Consider the following 25,986-nt stretch of genomic DNA (forward strand, 5'->3'; position numbering starts at 1 on the left):
GTGAACGTGGCTTATGCCGCCACATCTCTTCGCGTAAACATAAGCCAGGAAATCAGATTAAACGCAATAAAGTAAGCCGCAAGCATACCGATGGAGAAGGAAAGCGTCATTCCACTCTGATAAGGTCTCCCGCTCAGATACTGGGTGAGATCGGTGTTCGCAAACAGCAGGTACTTGCTCCAAGCGAAGCGTTGCAGTGCCTGCAGCAGAATGTTGCCTCCAAACAGAGCAACTATCGAGAAGCCTATGGCCATGGTGCTGCTGCGAAATGCAGACGAAATCATAAAGGCCATTGTGACATACAGTATCGTAGAAACCCCGTTCATCAGGTACGTTTTCCACAAGTTAAGCACCATATTCTTCTCGACGATATACCCTTCATTGGTCACTTCGATCAATGGCAGTTTCAGATCTCCAAATCCAAATAAGATACCATTGACCGTGACAGATACAACAAAAAGCGTGAGCAGTAAAAGCAATCCGAACAGCAAGGAAGACATATATTTGGCTAGGAGGATCTTTAGGCGATTAGCCGGTCGAATGAGCAGCAGCTTGATCGTGCCTGTCGAGAATTCTCCTGCCAAGCTGTCGCCGGCGATGATGATGGTGAATACGGTGATCACGAGCACTAAGGAGGCGGAGAAGTTGATCCCGTCCCACATCGTACCATTCGTCGTGGAAATGTTTTTCTCCAAATGATAGTCGATGAGCGCGATTCGCTGCAGATTATAAGTACGGTCTTCTTCCGAAAGTTCTGATTTGGTCAACAGCTCGTTTCGGTGCACTTTCTCCTGCTGCAGTTCCACCTGCCAGCTCTCGCCTTGCAACTGTGTTCGATCAGAATGCCATTCGATGATATTAACGAAAAGCACCAATGCAATCATTACTCCAACCAAAATCCACGTTCGTACCCTTCGATAGATCTTCATATTCTCATTACGGACAAGATTAACCAATCTGCTTCCTCCCTGTACCTGTAATTTCCAAGAAGCGATCTTCCAGAGACAGACGAACCATCTGAACACTATAGATTCGTATATGCTGCCCCATCAGTGCTGCCAGTATGTCCGGAACACGTTCCCTGTCGGCGGTGACTTCTAAGACTCCCTCCTCGAGGAGCCCAATCTCCTGAATTCCTTCCATTTGTCCCACGATGTTTAATGCTTGTTCGATTGGCTGTGCCTCTATCCGATAGGTTGGTATCTGCTGGCTATCCTGAGTAAAATGGTGGGTCAGTTTCACGTCGATCAGCTTACCCTGCTGCAAGATGGCGACCCGATCACACATAAGTTCCATCTCAGACAACAGATGACTGGAAACAATGACGGTAATTCCTTCCGAACGGGTCAACTGCCTTAAATAATCGCGCAACTCTCGAATCCCTGCAGGATCCAGACCGTTCGTAGGTTCATCCAGAATCAGTAGAGATGGTCGATGCAGCAGCGCCTGAGCAACTCCGAGACGTTGACGCATACCAAGAGAGTACTTTTTGACTTTGTCGTGAATACGGTCCTCTAGTCGGACTAGTTTCACTACCTCATCAATCCGTTCTTTTGTCACACCTGGCACCATACGGGCATAATGAACGAGATTCAAGTATCCGCTCAAATATTTGTACATTTCCGGATTCTCAACGATCGCTCCAACATGTTGGATAGCTTGCTCGAATTCGGTTTTAATATTTTTGCCTTTTATCAGGATCTGCCCCTTCGTTGTGGACATCAATCCGACGATCATGCGGATAGTCGTTGTTTTGCCCGCCCCGTTAGGGCCAAGAAAGCCGAAAATCTCGCCTTGCGGCACATCAAACGTAAGATCGTCGATCACGGTGGTTCGGCCGATCCGTTTGGTCACATTTTGCAAACTAATGATAGGTTCGTTGCTCATATACGGCCTCCTTCCTTTGCGTAAAGGTGTTCCTTAACACGCTCTCTTTTCGTTAATAGCAGATTGAATTTAACATAATATTTATCGAATTACAATATATAATTATTGTTATATTAACAAAATAAAAATTAATTCTCAGCATATACCCCACCTTAAAAACAAAAATAACCTTACGATTTCTCGTAAGGCTAGAATAATTAACTGTTATATCCCTTGCTTATAGTTGCAATGCCTTTTCAAGCGCTCCAGTCGCCCCAAAGCCATCATGGTAACTAAGTTTCTTCCCCTTTTTTTCTGCAAGCTCCCTCACAGCCCACATCGAAGTATGTTTAATCGCACCTTTTAGAATGATAACGACATCTGCATGATTAATAATTCGTTGAAAGTACTGCTCGATCGAACCTCCACCTGTCTTACCACTATGATGCTCGACAATTAAACCACGCTTCTCACCAAGTTTTTTAAACGTATCGGATTGACTTCCGCCAATAATCGCAACTGTCTTCATTCTCATTTCCTCCATATAAACAGCATCTTTATTTACCGCTTCCGCAACTCTGTTATACCTATCCTAACTCATTCTACAATAAAGTCAATAGGTTTAGTCGGATTTATTTCTTGAACGATGGTGCTACGGGCCATATTCATTATCTCCACGCCACTTTTTACGCGATCACTAGCAATTTGAGTGTTTGTCCTATATCAGAATATGAAACTAAACATATAGTATTGTATCGCAAAGGAGGTGATAGCATTGTCAGAAAGCATTGCAAGAATTAATAAACAACTCATCGCAATTAACAATGCCGTTCTTCTTAATAGAAAGACAATCATTGAATTTAAAAAGACATACCCCACAAATGCTCAAGCCATTTTATTACTGATTCGGAAACAACTGAGGGCTATTAACATTAGAGTTCTTCTAAATCAACAAACGATCGGAAATAAACTTGTTCTCTCAGGTAAAAAATTCGATAAAATTGCCTTGAGACGAATTCTAAATCAGCTTAAATTAATTAACAAAAATGTTCTTATCAATCAAGCTTTCATTGATCGTCTCTTAGCATGCAACAAATACAATGCCGCGATTAAAAAGAGTTTGAGAAAGATTAAGAGACAACTTCAAACCATCAGCAAGCACCTTCTTCTTAGCCAACGGATCGTTGATGGATTAATTCAGCCACCGATTGTCACTTGTCCACCTGGTCATATATGTCAATCCGTGCGTTTGATCGATGGGATAGGACTAGACCTGGATATTGATCCTAGTGAGCCAAGCATTAAAATTACGGTGAAATTATTTGGGGCGTCTGTTCTATCTGGTACGATAAGCTTAAGGAATCCAACCATTGGCTTAGGCGGAGAGTTTGGTCTCTTCCTTTTGGAATTAACTTTCAGAGGGGAATTCGGAGACCTTGCTCATGGTCATTTTAGACTTGTCTTGGGTGGTAGAGCTTGTATCGGCCCTCCTGGGTTCCGTAGTTGCACCGGTTTCAACCAAATCATTTACGATAGGTAGGTCAAAAAGCCTTATGCACTCTTAAATGAGAGGCATAAGGCTATTTAATTATTTCGTCACTTGTACAGTTAGCACGTCACTTGAAGTTACTCCACTTGCATTGACCAAGTCACTTCGGTACTTGTAAGTACCGACACCGCGTCCAGAAATTGCACTCCGTGTGCTTTGAGCACCAGGCGTTGCCGCTTGCAATAATTTCGTATCGATTAACACCTCATTCTCGTATAGACGATATTCTGTCGCATTGGTTCCCCACCACATGTTCATCGCAATCGTAAACGTACCGTCTCCATCCCAATTATCATGGGAAAGCTCCGGTTTACCTGGCGATGCGTTCGTGACGGTGACAACAAACGGACTGCTCGTCGTCCTACCGAATGAGTTAATAAGCTCACTCGTGTACGTATAAGTGCCGTTCGCATTACCACGTATCGCGACTTCAGCCATTTGCGCTGCAGGAGCCGCATCCGTTAACGTTTGTGTAGAGATGAGTACGCCATTCTCATACAATTTGAATAGCGTACCGTTATTCCCCCACCACATATGCATGGTTACGGTGTAATTACCATCGCTCAATCCCGAAGCGTATCCGTTGTTGGATGATAAGACTGGCATACCTGGAACTCCCGACGACAACGGCTTCAGCACTGTAATCGTTACCGCATTGGTGTGCACAGTTACCCCCTGCAGCGTAACCGCAGCTGTAATCTGCGCAGTACCTTCAGCTATGGCAGTGATATGCCCTAGGGCATCCACCGTTGCAACGGCTCCATTGCTTGAACCGTACGTAACCGTGGCTACTGTGAGATCAGCAGGAGCTGCATTGTTAAGCGTGCCCTCGATCAACGTTGAAGCCGATGCGCCAACTTGAAGGGAAGTCGTGTCAACTGTAAGCATCGCTTGACTAAGGACCGGCGAGGCTGGCACTTCAGGATTTTGCGCTGTTTGAATCGTAATATCATCCATATAAGCCGTATAAACGCCATCTGCCGTGTTATCATAGGCCGCGATAACCGCTACGATCGTCTTGCCTAAGAAAGAAGCATTTAAATAATAGGAAACCTTCTCCCATTCGCCTACGGTGCCCTTTGCGCTTTTGCCCGTAAACCCAGCTCTATCGCTTAAATACGTACCGTCGTCAAACAAAAGATCAATGAATGCGTGCCGACCTAATTCGTCTTCTGCTTTCAAATAATAGGATAGTTCCAAATTATTCTGAATCTTTATTTGGGTTGGCGCAATGCGTGCATAAAGCTTAGCATTCTCGGAACCGTTTGCTGATTTACCGCTAAATCGGAATGAATACGCGCCTCTATGAAAAGTACCTTTCTCGATGGCAAAAGCGTCCAATCCAGGGTTCGAATTCACCCGCTTCATAATTTTCGGATTTTCGCGCCCATTGGTATCCTCGGGATTGTAAATGCCTACGTCAACGTTGGTCAGTTCTCCGCCTGCAGCGACGCGTTTTTCAAAGCCATTCCGCCAGTAAACAGGACCTAGCGAATCCGCAATCGGCACTTCATAGCGGACAGGATTGCTCTCCGTAATATCACGATTATTCAACTCGGCAATGGCTCCCGTCAGCCGCAAATAAAAATCGGAAGAAAGCCAAGTCCCCTCTGAGGCTTGTGTGTATACATACTGCTCTCCTTTGGGGATCTCATAAGAGTCTTCAGCACCTTTTATGATTTGAGTACCTTCATCAAACTCATCAAACATGGCGATATACGTTGTCCGAAGACCATGCTCTCTGAGTAGCGCCGCCTGCGTCCACATGAATTCTCCGCTTTCTCTCCCTATCTCATTTGGCTTCGAATTCAGACCATTTCGCAGATTCGACCAAGCAAACCCAGGGAAAACAACAGGCTGGAAGTCGATTCCGTATTGCTCGCAATACGCCAGTTCTCGATCCAATCGTTGGTCTGCTCGCTCCCACCAATCTTTGGCGGCCTCTGAGCCATTGAACCGCCCTACCGTCCAAGGGGAGGCCATATCAAGAGACTGATAGACCGCAGCATAATCATTAGTGACCGATGCCCAAGTATTATCAGGCAGCCCGCCGATAACATAATAACCTCTGTCTTGGAACCAATGAATCAGAGTGAGGGCAGCGCTGGCGCTCGGGTATCTCGACGGGTTGTCTCCTGCAAGTCCCCATAAGTTAACTACCGGTTTACCTTTTGCATGGGCATAACTCGATGAGCTAACTATGCCTTTTCGTTCGATGTTATAGACCCAATCTTTTTTGATTCGGTCTATCGCAGCGTTTCCTACACTTCCTGATCCCGACAAATCATACATGACATAGAATAGTTTGTTATACTTTTCGGATGCCTCTTGAACCATGTTTATATTATTGGGTATAGGACTTTCGACTTCTTCCGTTGTACTATAAAACCGCTGAACAGCTAACCCGTCTATGCCATAATCACGTAACCAAGAAACATGTAAGTCCACGACGTCTTTATTCTTGGATGTAAATAATTTGGCTTGTTCGCCGGTTTCCAGGTTATCGAAATTGGTTGGAAATAGTGCATTGTCGGGATACTCCCTGACATCCGGCCAATTTTCAAATTTAAGCTGGCCCACACCTGGTCTCGTCCCAGCGTTCCAATGAACCCATCCTGAATTGGTTGCATTGGCATTAAACCACATCTGATAACCGGCAACCGTCTTGCCGATCATGTTATTACTTGGCGTTTCCCCGGCAAATGCAGGTGGTATTGTCTCATCAATAGACGGTTCCTTGCCGCTCTCCACACGTATACTTTTCACATAAAAATCTCCACCAGAAGCTAATATCCGGAAGTCAGCACCGCCATTTTGTGCCTTCCTCATTTGGGCATCACTCACATAGATTTTCAAAGTGACAAGCTCGCCAGTATTATATAGTTGTATAAAACGTCTGTTACTGTAAGCGTTTCCTGTAGACTTTTGACCCAGCTCTAAGAATGGTTTCTGTGAACCGACATCGTAATATTGAATGGTAAAAATGACATCTTCGGCACCTCTAAGGGGAGAATCTGCACTTAACGTAGCGTACAAATATTTTTGAGCGCTAATACGCCCAACCGTATCTCCTGCATGCTCTTCTACGAAAGTTTGAGCTTCGGAAGAGGGATTGCCGTTGTATTTCGTATAGACGATACCTTGTTCCACAACTGTCTCTCCGAATTCCAGCAAGGCAGGTAAGGATTGAAGGTTGCCAAAGGCAGTTGCCAACTCCGCTGTAGCAGTGGCTACCTGTTCGTCAGTGGCTTGATTGTTGTCATAGACGGATTTAGCCCCTTGCCATTTCACCAAGTAGGCATCCCATGAAACCGTGCTGTACGGCGTGGAATCCACAGGTTTTTTGTTCAACTCAGCGAGCAGCGCTTCTTTGCTAACAGGCTTAACAATTAACGCGCTTATAGCCGCATTGATATGATCTATCGCCTGACCAAGTTTGACAATATCGGTGCTGTTTGCCTGGAGCAAAGTGTCAGCAGCAGCTTTAGCCGCATTGTAAGCAATCAAGGAAGCAGCGGAATATGGGCTGGTATCTACAAAAAGTGCTTGCAGTTGCGTCCGCATAGCGGCAGCATCAAATGTCTGATTAGCAGCTGTCAGCTCGGCATCAGTCTTCATACCGACTGTGGCACCGACCATTACTTGATCGAGATACAGACTGCCTTCGGTTACCCCAGTAAAGGTAAACTGCATATCAGTCAAAGCATTGAGCAAAGTTTTGGTATCGGTTACAACTTGGGTGCCATCGAACAATTTGCGCAGATCGAAGGTGACAGTCCTAAACTTGTTGTCTGGGACAAGGCTCTGTTCATATGAACTCGTTTCGGCAACAGCTGCCGTATACGTCTTACCGCCGCTTACGAATTGCAGTGCCAGTTTGGCGGCAGTTTCATTAGCGTTGAGGACATTGACTGACAAATAGTTATAATAGCCCGCTTTAAATTTCAAGCTGTCATATGTCAGGATCGGGCTTACGCCGATTACTTTGCCCGCAGCATCAGCATAGTTCACTTGCAAGGCAGAAGCACCTTCCAGCTTCAAAGCGGACGAATACCCATACGTCACCGCAGTTGTGGTGCCAACAACCCCGGACTTCCAAGACGGATGAATCCCGAAGGCGTTCAATGTGGTATCGTTTTTGTCATAAACCCACTCGTCTTTGTCTGCGTACATCCAACCTTGCTCCGTATAATAACTGACACTTGGGTCGGGCGCATTGGTGTTATCTTCATACGGGGTAGTACGGAAAGGGCTAACCGGAATATAATAATCTCCTCTGGCGGTACCAACCAGGTTGGCATTGTTATTGAAATTGTCAAACGCGTAGATGACGTTCTTCGGATCTGAAACCATATTGCTCCATACTTTAACAGTGTTCGTTCCTGTAACTTCAGCCTTGGCGGTAATATAGAGATGGTCTGCCCCAGCAATACTGAAACCATGAAGGGAAATATCGTTATAAGACGTAAGGCCTTCTCCTACATTGTCAAAAGTAAGGGTAATCGCATTGCCGGAAACGGCCATGCTTTGATAGATTGGAGCCGATTTCAAATCGCCCGCGCCGTATACCAAACTCATGGCACTATCGGCAAACCGTTTGCCAACCTGTTCCTTTGTACGAGGATGGATCGCGCCAGGCGACGTACCGTTCAGTACATGCGTCAGTGGAACGTCGTAGATCGGAAAAAGGGTCATATTCTTGTCAGCGTTGGCCAAGTAGGCCTTGGTCATACGTTCAGCCAACCAGCCGAGATGCTGCGGGTTGATGTTGCCGACGTCATACTGATCCGGGGCAACTTGTGCTTCGATCAACGGCATCGTATTATTTGCGAAGCCAAATGCGTCGCTCCAGCTCTTTTTCAACAGATTTAATTCAATATCATAGATTTCACTCCGGTTGGAGTTGCTTTCGCCCTGATACCAGATCGTACCGGCAATGTTGGTTCCTGCAAGTGGACCGATTTTCTGATTGTACAGACTGGACATTTTACCTGCATCGGATGGCCACCAATTGGCATCATAGTACAAACCGCGTTTTATCATGGCTGTTTTGACTGCTGCATCACCTTCGATGGCCAAACGCGGCAGCCACGCTTCAATGATGGTACCTCCAGTAGCAGCGCTGATAACGCCTACAGGCACATTCAGCTTCGCCTGCAGTTCTTTGGCCATGAAATAGGCGGCGGCAGAACAGCTGCTAACTTGATTCCCTTTGTCGCCTGCCCCCCAGTAAGCTCCGGCAATATCAGGCAGCGGATCAATCGGCTGAGAGCCAGTTTGCCCAGCAGGATATGTAGGAACTAGGAAAAAACGGATGTTATGGTTATTCGCATTGGCTATTTCAGCTGCGCCTGTCATCGAGGTGCCCACGTTTAATGCCATGTTGGACTGCCCGCTCGCAAGCCATAATTCGCCTATGGCAACATCCTTGATAGTCTGAATGACGGTATCGCCTTCACTTACAACAATTTTGTAACTGTCATAGCTGCCATCTCTAGGGGATAATGCCACATCCCATCTTCTAGAAGCCATGACAACTGCGTTCTTGGTCTCCAGCGCGGTTGTCTCATTGCCTTTGAACAATTCCACTTTTATGTTTTTACCTTCATCCGCATAACCCCAAATATTCATGGGTTTCTTCTGCTGAAACAACATGCCGTCGTTGAAGAAAGTCGGCAGCGTGGTCGCATTGGTGATATCAATCAAGCGAACATTCGATATTTTGAGCACCAATTTGTCCGTAAAGGCAGCCGGCCAATTGGTCATATAGAGGCGCATATAATTGATTTTGGAAGTATCAATTGTTCCACCTGTGGCGCCACCGGTAGTCAACATAACGGAAACGCTGGATTTGCCGTTTTGCCAATTCAACGATCCGACACCAAAATTCAATTCATTTACGTCGTTGCCACCGCTGCTGCTAAGCTCAAGTTGGCCCGACACTTGGGATAGCACCGTAATATTCCCAGGATGGGTCAGGTTTTCCAATTCGGTATCCATGACCAACTTAACCTTCTTGATATCGTGGTGTGAAGCGTCAATTGGAGGAAATTGAACACCGTACACGGCTGTGGGAGTTCCAGCACTTCCGCCACCGGTAATCTCATACGTCTTGGCGAAAGGAATATCTGCCACATGAGGCGTAGTGTCGTATTGCACAGGGAGCACCGGATCGGCCGGACGGGACATATCCACGATATTGACATCTTTCATCCGGATGACATACGTATCTGGCTTAACGGTGAAGCCCCAGTACTCTAAACGGAAAAATCGGATATGCGCCAGATCGACTGCCCCAACATTACCCATTACTGAAAATGGAAGCAAAATGTCGTTCCAGCCTGACTGAATTTCAGTACCGTCTGCCCGCTTCAAATCTTTGGAGTTGTACATTAAATAATGTCCGCCGATTTGATTATCCGACACTTCTAGCCGGCCGTTCCCGCCGACAGTTTTAATCAAATCTTGGATGCTGCCAGGATGATCTGTATTCTCTACATAGAGCTGCAGACTCAAGGCTAGATTGGCCGGAGCCACCGATGACACATCTAAATCAACCGAATTGGTATAGCCCGTTCCAAATCCATAACGAGTAGGATTGGTTTGTGTATAGGGCTTAAGTTCCTTACTATCAAAGATTTTCTGGACAATATGATTATCCATAACTCCTTTAGTGGTTGAGGCCGAAACACTTGTCTGTATCATGAATGGCATTACCAACATGATACACAAGAGAACCGCCAATAGCTTTTTTGCATGCATGCTATTTTCCTCCTGTTTCATTGATCTTTGGATTAGCAGTCAAAGCCATATTAGTGCATGTTCACTCCACTTTTTTGCTTATACCTCTATAACTTCATCCCCCCTTGGACTATTAATCGAAACGAAAGAAATCGCTTACATTCTCTTTCTCCACTTACTATATATCTCTCCCCCGCTGAATTGAATGATGTTTATTTACAAAACTTGACATATTGTTACCTAAGACTTTTAAATCCAATGCAGGACAAGCTACACGACCAACGAAAAGCGGCAGTCATGGACTAAAAAATAATGTCCTAGACTGCCGCTTGTTATTGATTTAACGTATTCGAAAGTTCAATGGATAAACAGACCTCTTTGGCGGATTGCCCCTCGTATTTACAAATGAGAGCCTCCACTGGCATCGATTAATTGCCCGGTTACCCAGCGACTGTCCGAAGAAGCTAGAAAAGCAGCTATATCAGCGACATCTTCTGGTTGCCCCCATCTTCCAAAGACAGAAAAATCAGCACCATATTTTTGTGAAGCAGGATCTTGCAGCATTGCGGCATTCATATCCGTGGCAACGAATCCAGGTTGGATGGCATTGATTGTAATGCCACGTGAGCCGAGTTGGTTGGATAAAACGAGTGTTAGCGTGTTAATTGCTCCCTTGGTCATACTATATGCAGGAATAATAGGGAGGGAAATCCTCGTTACAGCGGACGACAAGTTAATAATTCGACCTTCGTCTCGCAAGCGTGGCAAAGCTTGTTGAGTCAGGAAAAATGGTGTTTTTACGTTTATTTTCATAACTTCTTCGTATGCCTCTTCCGTAGTATCCTCGATTGGGGCTACTAGAGCGATGCCTGCGTTGTTCACTAGTATATCGAAGTGAGTGTCACCTGTACGCTCTTGCAACAATTCATCCAATGTCTTATAAAGTGTCTGTATGCTTTCTAAAGAACCAAGTTTTGTACCGATCGTGAATGCTGTTCCTCCATTTTGTTCAATATCGTGTACTACTTCTTCTGCAGCAGCTCGGCTCGTGCCATAATGAACAGCTACTAATGCTCCTTCTTGTGCCAAACGCGTCGCAATGGCACGTCCAATCCCCCTGCTTGCTCCCGTAACCAAAGCAACTTTCCCCTTTAATCTAGTCATGATTTTAGTCTCCTTATATATCAAATACGTTACACGATAGTTATAACACAAGGTAAATTTTGAAACTTGCTCTCATATTCAACGAAAAGAAGCCGCAATCGCCCTCCTATCCCCCGGAAATCTCTCCGAGCATGAAATAGGAAAACGAAGCGGCATTGAAAATCCAGCTATTTAGAAAAATCATTCGATCAACCAGGACGCCTTGCAGGCATGGTTGTCTGTTGAGTAATGACGATAACGCCGTTGTCTTTGGAAATGAGCTCTGCATCTCCTTCGACTTTCACGCGTTGCGGCATAACCGTTGGCCGTACCTCTGCGCGAAGGTATGGCTGGCCACGGAGTGCGACAGAAACCTCCGCTGGGCTTAGCTCCAAACAAGCGGTCGCTCTCGACATCGAAGCGAACAACGTGTGTCCGCTATGGCGGAGCACGCTTCCATACCCGATGAAGCAGCGCTCCACGTTCGTCCAGTCGTCTTCGTCAGCACCTTCAGGACGGGTAACCACAACGAGGTAGGCATCTGTTTCCCAGCCGTGCAACTTACGTATGCAATTCTGATGCATAATCCGGCCATCAGCGCGGAGGTTCAAGTACACATCCGTCTGCTTGCCGCCTGATCGAATCCGGACACCAAGCATTTCGTGTCCCTCCAGCGCAGTCACTATGGGAAGCGGCTTCTCCGGTTCTACCGGTATCACAGCGGTAATAAATTTAGCCTCAGCAACCGATTCGCTAGTTTCAAATGACAAATAGGTTACTTTTGTATCCGGAGCATGATCAGCCAGGCCCTCTTTTTCCTGAATAACCAAGTCTTGTGGAAATAGATGCGTAACATCGACACTGGCCTCACCGTTCGTTACACGCACGGAGCCACTCCCCCTGATTTCGGCTTCCCCTTCGTAGTGCAGCAGCCATTGCAGGTTGCCTTTCTCGTGCGATCGCACATCGTCAATGATAAGGATGACACCGTCAACCCAGATGAAATGGCGGAAATTTCTCGAGAAATGCTGGGACATCGGGCCTGTTGCGTCCGCGTACACATAACGAATGCCCGCGTGATCCACTAGATGGTACACGTGACCAGGCTCTTTCACGCCCCGAGGGACATCCGACTTCAATTGCCCCTCGCCGTTAAAGAGCACCACATTATGCGCTTCGCTCTGCACGTAATAGTCGAGATATTCCGGTCGGTCATACGAGCAATTTCCGGAGTCCGTCAGTAGCGCCCGCCCTTTATGATACAGAACAAATGAACCCGCATCCGCATGCGCATGATTCCAGGTGAAGCCCGACTTTACCACCAGCAGGGTGCTATCTTTATCCCAATCGTCACGCATCGTTGCCCAGCCGATATCTCTATAGATAACCGAAGTATCGGCTTCAGATGGAGGATTCGAGGCCCCTTGCCATATACGCTCATACTGAATAAAATCATAAAATCCATACTCCGCTTGCCATTCTGTGAGATACCAACGCAGCCTTGAATCTTCAAGCCCATTCGCCAACAGCATCTTCGCTGCCTGAACAGCACCCTTATAGAAATGTCCGTCACCAAAATTGACAGTTAGTGGCCGCTCGGAAGACGGATACGTCGTATGCAGGAACAAGTCTCCAGCTGTTGCCAGCACAGGGATGTCGGTGAAATCCGTATACCCGAATGAAGTTTGATAAGCGAGTCGGAATACTAGATATTCATACAACCCATAATCGGCATAATTCACACTTTCATAGAAGGCTCCCGCTTCATCGTAATTCAAACTTTTATTGCCCAACACACTGCCCTTGTACAGGAAATATTCTGGAAAAATGCGAACGATCTCTTCTAGCCATGCGCACGCAGCAGGTTCCTCATTCATGACCGAGAGAACGCCGACACCTGCTAATCCGATCATGACCGCCCACCAATTATGACCCATGGAATCGAGCGTATGGATACGGGTGTCGGCAAAAACCCAATCCTTCAACGTAGGCAGTACACCAAGCTCCAGCAGACCTTGACGGACAGTAGCGCGTTCATCACTACTTAGCAAATCGTAAATACAGTCATAACCGACGGCAAATCCGTGGCAAAAGCGCGATGTGTTCAACTCTGAATGCCACGGTGGATCGTTTCGAAGCAGACCTTTGCCGTGCCATTTGTGATAGGCACTGTAATGAAGAAGCGCTTCTCGCAACTTCTCGCCATAGTGCCGCTCCCCTGTGACTTGATACACAAGACCAAGGATCGTCCCCATCTTGGCAACTTGCTCGCTTGGCGGTCCATAGCGGCCATGCTGAGAATCCTCTCCGTCCGCCTCAGCCTCTTCGGTAAAGGATTCTTTCAGCAACTGATCCGCACTAGCCACATAGGTTTGCCATGATCGCGCCATTTCTGCATCTTGTTGCAGCTGTACTTGGAACCGCTCTACCCAATCCCGATCCCAATATAAATAAGGATGCTCCTTCTTGCTACGTTCAGCCATTGTTCACTCTCCCTCCAATCGTAACGATTTCCGCAGGTCGAACCGAAACCAGGTGGGATTCGCCGATGGCATCCCCTTCTTCTTCCAAAACATTGCTCACATACAGCGTTCCACTGGAGCTGTATACATCCTCAATGTGCAGCTTCGCCGGCTGGTTGGTCATATTAAACCACCGTATCATGAACGCATCGGAGGCATCGTTCATTTTAACTGCGGAAAGCGCGAGTCCTTCACCTGACCAACGTACAAATTGATGCTTCACGGGGAGAATGCCCGATTGCACTGGCGTCTGTTGTGCTATCCATGGCACTTGAGCCTGATATGCCGTGGCATAAGAGCGTTCTGCATCAAGCATTGCGCCGTGAGGGATGATGCCGTATTCAAACTCATGATCGCCGAGGCACTGCGCCTCAGGGGTTGGGAAGACGCCCCAGTCGCCAAGCTCCTGCACAGCCCGCAGCAAGGTCACGGCGATTGTTCCACGGTCGTCACGCAATACCTCATACTCGTTTAATCCAAGGTTATAGACCGTGAGACCATGCGTATCCTTGCGTATGTTAACAAAAGCCTGCTGATGTTGACAGTTGCTCGGGTTCGTCCATTCGGAAGCGGGAAGCGTCGCTCTTTCAGCAACTTCAAAAATCGAATCAACATAATGCGTATCTGCAAGGATATCCGTCGGAAATAGAACTCGAACACGATGATCTTTGGCTTCATTTGTTACACTTGTCTTTACTTTTAACAGGGGAATTCCACGTTCCAGCGTAAGACGAGTTGTGACCGTTAAAGTCACCGTCTCTTTGCTTCGCTGCGCTTCCCGTTCAAGGAACGGCACGAATTCCTGAATTTCCTGGTTCAGTCTTTCATCCGCGCTGGCAGGAATCTCCCACTGGTGAACGATGGCTACAACACTTCGATAGGAAGTTTGTTCTTCTACATAAATGCGGGCAGGCAAGCCGCGTGTGGTAAGCGGGATGTCCCCTTCCGGTGCTTTGAAAATATACTCATTCCCGATGTCCCCTACATCCTCGTAAGCTCCTAAGCCGGCAAACGTCTTGCCATTTCGCTTATCGATAATGTCGTATGTCCCGTCATCCGCGATGTGTACCTCTAAGAAGTCATTTTCCATCTTGCGCGCAGCCATCTTTACATCTGAAGGAGCCGATACTGGCTCCACCTGATTCGGGCTTAATGCGTAGGTGGTATACCCCATGGCCGGAACAGCTTGAGCTAAGAAATGCACCCGTACAGAACGTGCCATATACGGTTGACGGAATTTATCTTTGGGCAGCTCATAGCCAAATGTCACACCACGATCTTCAATCCTAGCGTCTATCTGCTCGCCGTCGGCATTCACGACAGCATAGCCTTCCAAGCTTAGCGCCTTTAAAGCCTCCACACTCTCTCTGCGATCGCCGCCAAAGGGAATTCGCTTCACGTCTACGTCAACGCTGATCACCCCTGAACGCTCCCAGCCGGTTGTATTAAATACCGTAAACGGGATTGCTCCCCTATCATAAGCTGATTGGGTATCTATCTGCCCGATGATTGCTCGTATACTGTCTGTCGTAATCTGTTCAGCAACCTGAAGGCTTTTGTCAAATCGCGTGATCATCTCACGATGTACTTCATCCACACTGCATCCGCAAATACTGTCATGCGGGTGATTTTGCATCAACGTTTTCCAGGCATAGGTGAACAGATGGTTAGGATACGCGTGCCCCAGCCAATGTGCAAAAGTCGCCATAGGCTCGGCTACCTTCTCCAAGAAGGTTTGCACTCGCTGATTCTGCTGTTTAATATACACTCTAGCCGAGGCTGTGTTGACAAGCGTCCACCAACCATCCGTGCGTTGGCTTCTTAATTCGCCTTGAACGATCGATAAATGTTCTGGCAAATGCTCCTTAACACTAGTGATGTAATCATTAAAATTAGAATGCGTAAACGTAACATCGGGATACAGGTCACGCGCAGTCTGAAGCGCAGCTAACAAATCCGTCTGAACTGGCTGATGATCGCAGCCATTCATAAAGAGCAAATGCGGTGTTGAGGCATAACGCTCTGCGTCCTTCAGCTTCCGCTCCCAGTACTCGGCAGCCTCGCCCTGATCCGTTGGGATTTCCATGCCATTATGATACCAGTTGGCGAATAGAATACCGAGCACGGTCGAGCCGTCCGGTGACCGCCATTTCATTTCTGAGAAGGCAGATTCATACTCCCCCTTTGCCTCATTGTTGAATCCGACGGGTTTCACCCCTCTGCCGAAAACAGCCGTATCCATGCCAGCCTGCAGTAGAATCTGCGGCGCTTGCCCCATATTGCCAAAGGAATCAGGGAAGTATCCCAGTTTGCATATCGTGCCATATTCTCTTGCATCCTGATGACCAATTAATAAATTCCGGATATTCGCTTCACTGCTGGTCAGGAACTCATCCTGAAGGATGTACCAAGGCCCAATAATGAGTTTCCCCTCTTGCACCATGCGCACGATAACAGCTTTCTTATCAGGTCTTATTTGCAAATAATCTTCCAACACAATGGTCTGTCCGTCCAAATGGAAGCTTTGAAAGTTGGGATCCGTCTCGAATAAGGTGATGAGGGTATCCATTAATTCCACCAAAAGCACCCGGTGCTTCTCAAAAGGCATATACCATTCCCGATCCCAATGCGAATGTGACACAACGTGTACGTGTTTATTTACCATGACTAGCACTCCTTTACGAATACAGAAATAAGTTGTATATTTGTTATATACTTAATACAAGGGGAAATGAAACCTATGTCCAGCACGCCAGCAAGAATTCCGATGTACATCCAATTAAAAACGTATATAATGAACCAAATTCAGCAAGGTATCTGGCAGCCCGGAGACAAGCTCCCTTCGGAAAATGAACTGGCCGAGCAGTTTGACGTCAGCCGCATTACAGTCAAGAACGCGATGGCTGATATCGTGGAACAAGGCCTAATCTACCGTATTCAAGGCAAAGGTTCCTTTATCGCCGACAATGCTTCACCGCCGTTCCTGGCCTACGAGCCTCAGGGAACCATGGGTTCGTGCGTAGCCTTCCTTATGCCTCGTCTTGATAATCTGTTTACCGCTAACTTAATGACTGGTCTCGAACAAGAACTGGCTGCGCATGGCTATCACCTCATCTTTCGCTTGACCCACGATCAGCAGGAGTTAGAAATCAAATTACTGAAAGAACTTACCCAGCTCGGGATGAAAGGCATTATTATTTACCCGGTGGAAGGAGAAACTTTTAATAATGAAATCCTGAAGTTGACTCTAGGCAATTATCCGCTTGTCATCGTAGACCGTTATTTGCGGGGGCTTGACGCCAATTGCGTTAGCTCTGATAATTTCACCGGGGCATATGAAGCGACCCAGCATTTGACGAATCTCGGTCATACGAAGATCAGCTTCATCAGCACTGCGATCACCGGCACAACGAGCATTGAGGATCGGCTGCGTGGTTACGAGCAGGCTTTGAGCGATGCCGGGCTGTTCATCGATTATCGGCTGCGCCTGATTCTGAACAACGGATTGCCGGTCTACGACCAAATCAAGCAGTACATCTCGGACAATCCTGACGTTTCCGCCATCGTAACGACGACTTCTACAATCGGCCTGTTCGCCACGAAAGCCGCCCGAGACTTGGGTCTCGTCGTTCCACGGGATCTATCAGTCGTCTGTTTCGACGACTACGAGAAGTCCGAACTGTCCGAAGTTCCACTGACGTATGTCAATCAGAACGAGAAGCAGATGGGCAGCGAAGCCGCGAAACTTGTGCTTTCCTTGATCCAGAACCCCGGTCAGGAACGTCGCAACCTCGGGCTCCCGAGTGAACTCATTGTCCGCGGCTCAACGACTAATCCGAATCCTGCTCGATCCTAGCAAGTCACATCAGAGGCGGGCACCTTCACTGCCTCCTTGTGTGCATTATAACATCCAAGTTGTATTCGGTAAATATGTTGTATATTCATTTATAACATTATTAATTGCCATTGGGGTTGATTCCAATTAAAACGAAAATCCAATATCAATTTTTTATCTACTATTTATTTCTTTCCGTTATACCGCTTCTTGCTCTTTCGTATTATTCTTACTCGAACATTAAAACGAATGCTCAAAAAGAGTTGGTCAACACCATTTCGTTTGATATTCGTCAAAGCCAAGCATCCCTTGATGATCTATATACAAGGTTCCAGAAGTACATGGACATCCTGTCGAATTCAACCACTTTCTACAGTTTCGTTCTATCAGCGTTAGGCGACATCAAGCACGGAGATATCCAGCATGCCAAATATATCGGTACAATGAGCCTCGATCCGCAAATCAAAAGCCTGTTTGCAACCGACGATGCCATCTCCGCCGCTATGGTTGTGATTGACGGTCGCGTCGTGTATAGCTACAAGTCGTTCGTCTCTGTTACGAATGACTTCAAGAACAATCCGATCATCGCTAGTACCGAAGCTAGTCCGAATATGCGCTGGTTCAGCAATCAACTCAGTCCTTTTGGCGTTTTCGAAGGAAAATATTCTGTTATCACCAAAAATATTTATAATATTATGGGAAATAATCCCTCTGAGAGCTTGTGCCAAATCATACTTCTGGTCAACCAGCAAACGATGAATGATCTTCTGAGCAGCCAGCTCCGCTTCTCTGACAGTATCGTTCGCGTATTGGATACCGACAACACCGTTATTGCTGGCAATGATCATACTTTTCCGATAAGCGATCATCGCATCGCAACCATGACAGGGCAGCTTCCGCTTAATCAGAGCTTGGATACGATGTCCTATCTCGATGACTTCTTTGTTTTACAGAACAAGTCGAATGCGACCAATTGGCGTATCATTCAGTTGTCCTCATCGAAGCATGTCACGGAAGCATCTTCATCCATTATTTTATTTTCCATCATTCTTGTTGTAGCCTTGCTGATGTTAATGATTCTATTTTCTTTTTTTATTTCAAAAGAGATTCTGCTCCCGATCAAGCGTCTAGCAAATGCCATGAAAAAGGTCGGTGAAATGAATATTAAAATGGCCGTTGCGCCCAATTCCACAAATGAAATCAGCCAAATTGCAAGCGGCTTCAACCAAATGGTGGATCGCATTGATAATTTATTTCGCCATACCATTGACATTGAACATCAGAAACGCAAATCTGAAATTGATATGCTGAAATATCAAATCAATCCCCATTTCTTATACAACACGATTAATTCCATCCGTTATTCAGCGATGAAACATGGGGATGAAACGACGGCCCATATGCTGGTCACGTTAAGTCGATTACTTCGCAATACACTCAGTCATCCCAGCAATGTGATTGCTTTGAGAGAGGAGATGCAGAATATTCAAGACTATATTCGGTTGCAGCAGTTGAGGTACGATAATCAGTTGCATGTTGAATACCAGATCGAGGAATCTACCTCTCATTTGCTAGTGCCACATATGATTCTGCAGCCTATCGTAGAGAATTCTATCATGCACGGACTCAATCACAATTTGAATACAGGCGCTAATGCCAACATCATTTTATCCGCATATCTCAAAAATAGTACAACACTCGTTCTCTCCGTTCACGATAACGGAATTGGGATATCACGCTCAGTTAAAGACAACTTGCTCGATCATCAGCCGACGACAACTTCTGATTCCTTGCGAATTGGCTTTATGAACATTCACAAAAGAATCCGGCTCCAATACGGAGAACCTTATGGCATCGAGATTGAGAGTCAGAGTGAGAATGAGGCAAACTCGTTCACCACTGTGTACATCATTTTACCCGTGCTTAGCAATATGGAAGATGCGGACGCTCACTTGATCGGCGAAGGAGGTGCAAGTTTAGGATGAATGCCATTATTGTTGACGACGAACCTTATGTCAGACAGATGCTGAAGAGCATGATTCAATGGGATCATTTGTCGATCCGTTTGGTAGGCGAGTTCTACAATGGACAAGACGCTTATCATCGGATTATGCATGACACGCACATCGACTTAGTCATTACAGACTTGAGAATGCCGATAATGGACGGCTTGCAGTTAATCAAAGAGACTTTAGTCATCAGACCGGATATCACCTTCCTCGTCATCAGCGCTTTTAACGAGTTTCACCTGGTCAAAGAAGCCTTCTTGCTAGGTGCTAAAGATTATCTATTGAAATCCGAAATGACAGAAGAGCATATTAACCACACCTTGTCCAATCTGCGATTAAAGGATCGCCCCAAACTAGCAGCCATTTCCAGCAAAGATTTGATGAAAGAGACATTATTAAGTCGGCTGGCTGCAGAGAATATTACGGCAAGCGATCTCGACACCTTAAAGGAGTTGTTATACAACCAGGATAAAAAGCGCGTAACCGTGCTTCTATTACGGTTAAATAAGCTTGATGCACACGCCTCTACGCCTGAGGCAAGCATGAAGGAAACGATTGCGAGATGCCTCTCTCCTGACGGAGAGATCCTCGCTTCCAGCAGCCAAGCGCTCGTTGAAATTATTCAGACATCACCATTTGAATATTTAATTCTTACGCTCTATGCCTGGCAAGAGTCCGAAGGTTGCATTATGCAACATTTGAGACATGCCGTTAACACGTTTCGTCCGAATGGCTTCCGCATCAACCTTGGTGTAAGTCGTGTTTCTTGCGACTTCTCCTCGCTGCCGCAGCTCCTTCATGAGGCGAGACTGTCCGTTGATTATTGCTTTATTGCAGGCAACGGTTCAATTATTCCCTACTCGGCCAAATTTGAAGAGACGCCACCGCTGACCATTGATAGCCGCCAACAAATTGCCATTTTGAAAGATCAGTTGAGCGCCATCCTCTTTGACAAGCGCAAACCGGACATTCAGAAGATCAGTATTTCTCCGCAAGTCGTGAGTGCCAGTCATATTCGCGCGATCAAAGAGCTTTACATGAAATATCATTTTATTTTCATGGATTTTGCGTTGCAAAATGGACTCCACAGCGAGCTGCGCGAACTAAGTAATGCGTATGAAGATCATTTGAAATTTTATGGAGATTTGGATTCCCTGAATAAATGGCTGTCCTCCGCAATTGCGATCGTGAAAAACCATAATGGCGAGAACTCAATGATCAATCAGGTTAAGCATTACGTAGAAGAAAATTATATGTCTGATATTAACTTGCAATTCGTTGCTAACAAATTAAATATCAACAGCAGTTATCTTAGTCGTCTCTTCTCAGAAAAAGGGGATACCACATTCACCAATTATCTGGCTCACATTCGGATTACCAAAGCGATTGAATTTATGAAATCGTCCAACCTGAAAATCTATGAAATATGCGATAGAGTGGGCTATACCTCCCCTGAACATTTCAGCCGAACATTCAAGAAAATGACAGGCAAAAGTCCAAAACAATTCATGGATGGTCGTGAACAAAAATAATTGCTGATAAGCTAACAAAAATAAATCTGCCGAGATACTCGGCAGATTTATTAGGTTGCTGCATTATTTGGAATAGTTAATCTTGATCGTTTTAATTTCAAAAGGTTTAAAACAAAGGGCGATCTCGTTTTTCGCTTCCAGCAGTTCGATGTCTTCCTCCAGCATATTGGTAAGCGTGGCTTGAATCTTATTATCTGCAAATGTCAGCGTCGAATTGGTATAAGTTCCCTCTGCTTCATACAATCTAACAATATAAGCCTTCTCGTTATCTTCGCATGGCTTGATCGCTTCAATGATTACGTTAGGTTCGCTTACACGAATGAATGAATCAAAGCTGCATACGCCAGGCAGGATAACTGGTTTATAATTGAATGCATAAGCAGGCTTGATGACGGAATCTGCATCGAAACCGCTATGATGCGGCAGGAAGGCATAGGAGCAGCTGTGATCTCCTTTATCCCCCCTGTAATCCGGTCGGCAACCGCCCTTATGAAGAGTCAGCCCTAGCTGAGATTGGTGCACGGATATGCCGTACTTGCAATCGTTTAATATGGCGACGCCGTACTTGTTTTCCGACAAATCGGTGTATTTATGATTGCATACTTCAAATTTTGCTTTTTCAATATCTGTATTGCGGGTCGTCGGACGCTTGATATACCCGAATTGCAGCTCCTGCCTCGCAAAATCCGCAAACACACTCGTATCAAAGACCGTCTTCAACAATCGGTGATCATCTTGCCAACTCATCCGCGTCTCGAATTTTACTTGCTTGCTGTCACCGTAGAAAATAACATCCTGCAGTAAAGTGGATTTGGCAGTCAATTGATAGTGATTGCGGATTCGAAATTCCACGAGTCCTTCGGATACGATCTCGCTCGACAGCAGCTCAGCGCTGTCCTTGAACTTAAGCTCTACATCTGCGTCAATGTCCCAGCTGTCCCAAGCCGTGGGAACATCCTCTGCCATCAGCAGCGTATTCAAGGCATAGCCTTGTCCTCTAAGTTCCCTATTCAAACTCTTGTCGATCAACGATGAGATATACTTCTTCTCATTGAAAACCACTTTGTAAAATGGCGTATCCAGCGTATTATCTTCGTAATGGAAGCAAGTAGCTTGACTAGGTTCGCCTTCAACCTGCGCTAGCACAACAGATGATAAGGCTTTCATTGTCACACCAGCAACTGCAAGCTGCTTGCTCCCCCATAAATCGGTTACCCGTTGCTGCGCGTAATCTCCTTGAATCACATAGCCATCGCTAGTCCCTAAATAAATCGTATCGCTGCGATCAAAGGATAAAGTGTTCATAACCGAGACTTGATTGTCCGACGGTTGGACGGGCACGACTTGTTGAATCAGCTTATCCGCTTCCTGAATAAGGTGAGTCGTTTCCAGGATACTCCGGTCATGCACATCAGGTATCGATGTTCCTGGCAAAATATCATGAAATTGATTAATAAGCAGTGTCTCCACAAGCGGTTTAATGGCGGTATCTCGGCATACCTCATCTTGGCGAACCGCTTCTCTAACCGTAAGATATTCCAAATCATGCACGCGAATCTCGGACAAACGATTGTTGCGCTTGATCGTATGCTGATTGGTTAACGTCCCCCGGTGAAGTTCGAGATACAGTTCACCCGCATACACGGGAGGGTTCGTCAGAGACTTCTCCAGCCTCTGCATGAAATCGCCAACAAACATCGTCTCTACACGTGGGCAGCCTTCCAAATCACGACTTCTGCGCGCCATTTCAATCATTTCAAATTGCGGGCCGCCGCCGCCATCGCCATACCCGTAGGCCAACAGACGCATATTGGAAACGGTTTTGTCCGTTATGGCATCCTTCGAGCGATGTCCGTCCATGACGGAGTCAATGCAAGTTTCCGGATCTGGCCACAGATGCGTTTTGTTCAGGTGCGACAATACTCTCGTTCCATCCAGCCCTTGCCAGTAGAAGGTGTCGTACGGAAATTTATTCGTATCGTTCCACGACATCTTGGTCGTTAAGAAATAGTCAACTCCGCACCCCTTCATGATCTGCGGGATAGAAGGACTGTATCCGAACGTATCCGGCAGCCAGAAGCAGTTCGACGTATAGTCGAACTGCTCCCGCGTAAATCGCTGCCCCCAGACGAACTGCCGCAGCATCATTTCCCCGCCGACTAGATTGCCGTCGCATTCGATCCAGACCGCACCATTTGGTTCATACCGGCCGGCTTTGACCGCAGCTTTGATTCTCTCAAACAAAGCCGGGTAGTGCTCTAGCATCATTTTCCCGTGATAGGCAGAACTCTGCACAAACATATACTCCGGATACTGTTCCATTAAGCTGAGCTGATTGGCGTAAGTACGTGCACACTTCTTCACAGTCTCATCAATCGTCCAGCGCCAGGCTGTATCCATATGAGAATGTCCAATGATGGCCGCAATCGGTGCCAGAGACGTATTCTTGTATTCGTATAACGGTTTGATCAGCAGGCTAGCTTGCGCTACCGCTTCCCTAAACAGCTCCGACTCAATATTATCCGGAGAATAATAGAGAACCTCATGAATTTGCGTTAATGTCCTGATGATATTCGCTCGGACAAAACTATGCTTATCTAGTGCGCCTGCCATCTGGTTAAACGTTTTCAGATCGAAGTAAAAGTCGGCCATGACATGGTCTTTCACACAAACTTCCACCGACTCATACTTGTGCATGAAGTCGGATCGCGGAGATTCAGCCAAAGGCTGGCTTGCCGCAGAGAAATGCCCCGCATACGACTCCAGCGCAATTTCAATAACTTCGCCGCTATGAACATCCGACTTAAGTAAATCGCAGTAATGATTGCCATGGCTTAATGTAAACGTCCCATATGGCGCTCCATTGACCCATAACAGAGTCTCGTGGCCCCCGACGTGCGGCTTGAGGAACAAGGTTTGATGGTCCAGTTCTGGCTTAACGGCGTAACTTCCCTTCAGCCAGCAGTACTGCCCCTCGCCGCCCCACACCTCGCCTGGGCTTGCCTGAACGAATAACGAGCCCTCCGGTATATGATGGAGCCGTTCCGGCGTTCTGAATATGCCGACATCCAACGTATCCACTTGGGTAAATATATACGGTTCGATCGTTTTTTCAAATCGCTTGAGCTTGCCCAGCATTCGTTCTGTTTGTTTGTCATTCAGCATCGCGTTCAACGTTCTCCCTACTTCTTGTTGTACAATCGGTTAGCGTTCTTCACTAACTCATCGCCAAGTTGTTTTTTCCAATCTGCAATAAATGCATCAAAATCTTTAATCGTTTTCTCGCCAACGATGACAGAAGTGAACATCGTGTTCCATTGTGTCGCATACGTTTGATTCTTACCATCTAGCGTTTCGCCGGATTCCGTGGTGATTGGCCCTTCCACTGTCGGCTTATCCGTAGTTACGAGATAATCCACATTTTTCTTGCTGTACAATCCGCTGTCATCAAACAACAGCTTCTGTCTGTTCTCTTTGACAAAAGTAGGAAGTACTTTCGCATTTACTTCGTCTGTAGCATCAAATGCGCCGTTAAACGGCCAGCCGAATCCTTCTTTGGCTTTGGCATCATTCGTCGAGAATTCCTGTTTGACGACAGGAGCGCCGTTAACAAGGGTATAGTGCGTATCCTTCAAACCATACTTGGCAAGTGTAAAGAGCTCCGGATCGCTGAAAATTTTATCCCACGCTGTCATGATTTTATGGAGCTTATCCCGATCTTTCTCCAGTTTCTTGTTAAAGAAGACAATATTGGTAAACATCGGTGCATTCGCGACAATGCCCTTGCTGCCGTCTCCAAGCGTTGGGAATGGTGCCCATTCCAGCTTGGCATTCGGATATTTCGCTGTTAGCTTCGCACCGATACTTCCTTCATCAAATGGAGGATTGATCTGAAGCGTCGTATTGTAATATTGATAGAATAAGGCATTGTTATTGACAAACTCGTCGGCAGGTGCCGAATTATTTTGATACATCGTGTAATATTCCGGATTGATATAACCAGCTTTATACCATTTATTAAGCTGAATTAAAGCTTCTCTCATGCCAGGCATAAAAGGCGCATATTGAATTTGGTTATCCTTGTAGATCCATGCATCACGTCGTACACCATAGGCAGATAGGAAATAATACATCGCTTGGGCTTCGCCGCCATTCTGAACCGTGATTGGATAGTTGGACGGATATTTCTCCTTATACTTCTTGAGCACAACTTCCCAATCGGCAATGGTCTTAGGCGTACTGACGCCAAGTTCTTTCAGAATGTCAGAACGGATAGCAACCCCATAAGGCAGCGAGTTACCTAATGCTCCGTTATTAAAGCCTTTGAGCTTGCCATCTCTGGACCAGAGGTCGAGGATGTGGCTCTTCTGATTACCCGCTCTGCTGACGAACGATGCATAGATATTGGGAGCGTATTGCTTCACTTCGTCCTCCGTCAAGTTGGCTGCCGAGTCAAACAGCGCTTTGCTGCTTGTAACATAGCCTCCGTACACATCCGGCATTTCACCAGAAGCAACGAATAAGTTCAGCTTGGTATCATAGTCTGCATCAGGCACAGCCGTGATTTTCAAATCAACGCCAAGCTTTTCATTCAACTGTCGAATGACTTCCGAATTGGGATTGGGCTGAATGCGTGTCGTAAAGATATTAATGGTTGGCCTTTCCGTCTTCTCTTTCTTGGTGTCTGGGCTTGTGCTCGATGTTGAACACCCCGCAAGCACAGCAACAGCAGCCGTGGTCAAAACCAATGAAGCAGAAACACTTTTGACAAATTTCATCGACAATTTCC

13 protein-coding genes are annotated in these 25,986 nt (G+C 46.3%); 4 read left to right on the forward strand and 9 right to left on the reverse strand.

What is annotated here, in order from left to right; genetic code table 11:
- Positions 1 to 11 precede the first annotated feature (11 nt).
- From AC58PV_RS01065 to AC58PV_RS01075, 3 genes are all read right to left on the reverse strand, one after another.
- Positions 12 to 956, reverse strand: coding sequence for an ABC transporter permease (locus tag AC58PV_RS01065; protein WP_497430441.1), 945 nt, complete (start codon positions 954 to 956; stop codon positions 12 to 14).
- A complete protein-coding gene (locus AC58PV_RS01070; protein WP_497430442.1) occupies positions 949 to 1,887 on the reverse strand; it encodes an ABC transporter ATP-binding protein in 939 nt (312 codons plus the stop codon). Before AC58PV_RS01070 ends, AC58PV_RS01065 begins: the two co-directional genes overlap by 8 nt.
- Before the next feature lie 217 nt (positions 1,888 to 2,104).
- On the reverse strand, positions 2,105 to 2,395 hold the full coding sequence (locus AC58PV_RS01075; RefSeq protein ID WP_497430443.1) for a DUF2325 domain-containing protein: 291 nt from the start codon (positions 2,393 to 2,395) through the stop codon (positions 2,105 to 2,107).
- 246 nt (positions 2,396 to 2,641) lie between these two features.
- On the opposite strand from AC58PV_RS01075, the gene AC58PV_RS01080 reads away from it, so the two are divergent.
- Positions 2,642 to 3,406, forward strand: coding sequence for a hypothetical protein (locus AC58PV_RS01080; RefSeq protein WP_497430444.1), 765 nt, complete (start codon positions 2,642 to 2,644; stop codon positions 3,404 to 3,406).
- A gap of 48 nt (positions 3,407 to 3,454) precedes the next feature.
- Here the strand turns inward: AC58PV_RS01080 and AC58PV_RS01085 are convergent, their stop codons facing one another.
- From AC58PV_RS01085 to AC58PV_RS01100, 4 genes are all read right to left on the reverse strand, one after another.
- Entirely contained in the window at positions 3,455 to 10,177 is a 6,723-nt protein-coding gene (locus tag AC58PV_RS01085) for a sialate O-acetylesterase (RefSeq protein ID WP_497430445.1), read from the reverse strand.
- 378 nt (positions 10,178 to 10,555) lie between these two features.
- Positions 10,556 to 11,320, reverse strand: a complete 765-nt coding sequence (locus tag AC58PV_RS01090; RefSeq protein ID WP_497430446.1) for an SDR family oxidoreductase — start codon at positions 11,318 to 11,320, stop codon at positions 10,556 to 10,558.
- Positions 11,321 to 11,508: 188 nt separating this feature from the next.
- Positions 11,509 to 13,782: a heparinase II/III domain-containing protein gene (locus tag AC58PV_RS01095; protein ID WP_497430447.1), complete on the reverse strand. Its 2,274-nt coding sequence runs from the start codon at positions 13,780 to 13,782 to the stop codon at positions 11,509 to 11,511.
- Positions 13,775 to 16,486 carry an alpha-mannosidase gene (locus AC58PV_RS01100; RefSeq protein WP_497430448.1) on the reverse strand — a complete coding sequence of 904 codons (2,712 nt, stop codon included), beginning with the start codon at positions 16,484 to 16,486 and terminating at the stop codon, positions 13,775 to 13,777. Before AC58PV_RS01100 ends, AC58PV_RS01095 begins: the two co-directional genes overlap by 8 nt.
- 75 nt (positions 16,487 to 16,561) lie before the next feature.
- Between AC58PV_RS01100 and AC58PV_RS01105 the strand changes: the two genes are divergently transcribed.
- From AC58PV_RS01105 to AC58PV_RS01115, 3 genes are all read left to right on the forward strand, one after another.
- Positions 16,562 to 17,677, forward strand: a complete 1,116-nt coding sequence (locus AC58PV_RS01105; protein WP_497430449.1) for a GntR family transcriptional regulator — start codon at positions 16,562 to 16,564, stop codon at positions 17,675 to 17,677.
- A gap of 116 nt (positions 17,678 to 17,793) precedes the next feature.
- Positions 17,794 to 19,641 carry a sensor histidine kinase gene (locus AC58PV_RS01110; protein WP_497430450.1) on the forward strand — a complete coding sequence of 616 codons (1,848 nt, stop codon included), beginning with the start codon at positions 17,794 to 17,796 and terminating at the stop codon, positions 19,639 to 19,641.
- Positions 19,638 to 21,197, forward strand: coding sequence for a response regulator transcription factor (locus AC58PV_RS01115; protein WP_497430451.1), 1,560 nt, complete (start codon positions 19,638 to 19,640; stop codon positions 21,195 to 21,197). Before AC58PV_RS01110 ends, AC58PV_RS01115 begins: the two co-directional genes overlap by 4 nt.
- 63 nt (positions 21,198 to 21,260) lie before the next feature.
- Here the strand turns inward: AC58PV_RS01115 and AC58PV_RS01120 are convergent, their stop codons facing one another.
- Both AC58PV_RS01120 and AC58PV_RS01125 read right to left on the reverse strand, forming a co-directional pair.
- Entirely contained in the window at positions 21,261 to 24,362 is a 3,102-nt protein-coding gene (locus AC58PV_RS01120) for an alpha-mannosidase (RefSeq protein WP_497430452.1), read from the reverse strand.
- A gap of 17 nt (positions 24,363 to 24,379) precedes the next feature.
- Positions 24,380 to 25,975: a type 2 periplasmic-binding domain-containing protein gene (locus tag AC58PV_RS01125; protein WP_497430453.1), complete on the reverse strand. Its 1,596-nt coding sequence runs from the start codon at positions 25,973 to 25,975 to the stop codon at positions 24,380 to 24,382.
- Between the last annotated feature and the right edge of the window lie 11 nt (positions 25,976 to 25,986).

The sequence above is a fragment of the Paenibacillus sp. J22FR83 genome (genome assembly GCF_059691955.1).

Coding starts and splice junctions, on each gene's coding strand:
- AC58PV_RS01105 (WP_497430449.1), top strand. CDS start 16,562: ATGTCCAGCACGCCAGCAAGAATTCCGATGTACATCCAATTAAAAACG.
- AC58PV_RS01085 (WP_497430445.1), bottom strand. CDS start 10,177: ATGCATGCAAAAAAGCTATTGGCGGTTCTCTTGTGTATCATGTTGGTA.
- AC58PV_RS01070 (WP_497430442.1), bottom strand. CDS start 1,887: ATGAGCAACGAACCTATCATTAGTTTGCAAAATGTGACCAAACGGATC.
- AC58PV_RS01100 (WP_497430448.1), bottom strand. CDS start 16,486: ATGGTAAATAAACACGTACACGTTGTGTCACATTCGCATTGGGATCGG.
- AC58PV_RS01090 (WP_497430446.1), bottom strand. CDS start 11,320: ATGACTAGATTAAAGGGGAAAGTTGCTTTGGTTACGGGAGCAAGCAGG.
- AC58PV_RS01120 (WP_497430452.1), bottom strand. CDS start 24,362: ATGCTGAATGACAAACAAACAGAACGAATGCTGGGCAAGCTCAAGCGA.
- AC58PV_RS01125 (WP_497430453.1), bottom strand. CDS start 25,975: ATGAAATTTGTCAAAAGTGTTTCTGCTTCATTGGTTTTGACCACGGCT.
- AC58PV_RS01075 (WP_497430443.1), bottom strand. CDS start 2,395: ATGAAGACAGTTGCGATTATTGGCGGAAGTCAATCCGATACGTTTAAA.
- AC58PV_RS01115 (WP_497430451.1), top strand. CDS start 19,638: ATGAATGCCATTATTGTTGACGACGAACCTTATGTCAGACAGATGCTG.
- AC58PV_RS01095 (WP_497430447.1), bottom strand. CDS start 13,782: ATGGCTGAACGTAGCAAGAAGGAGCATCCTTATTTATATTGGGATCGG.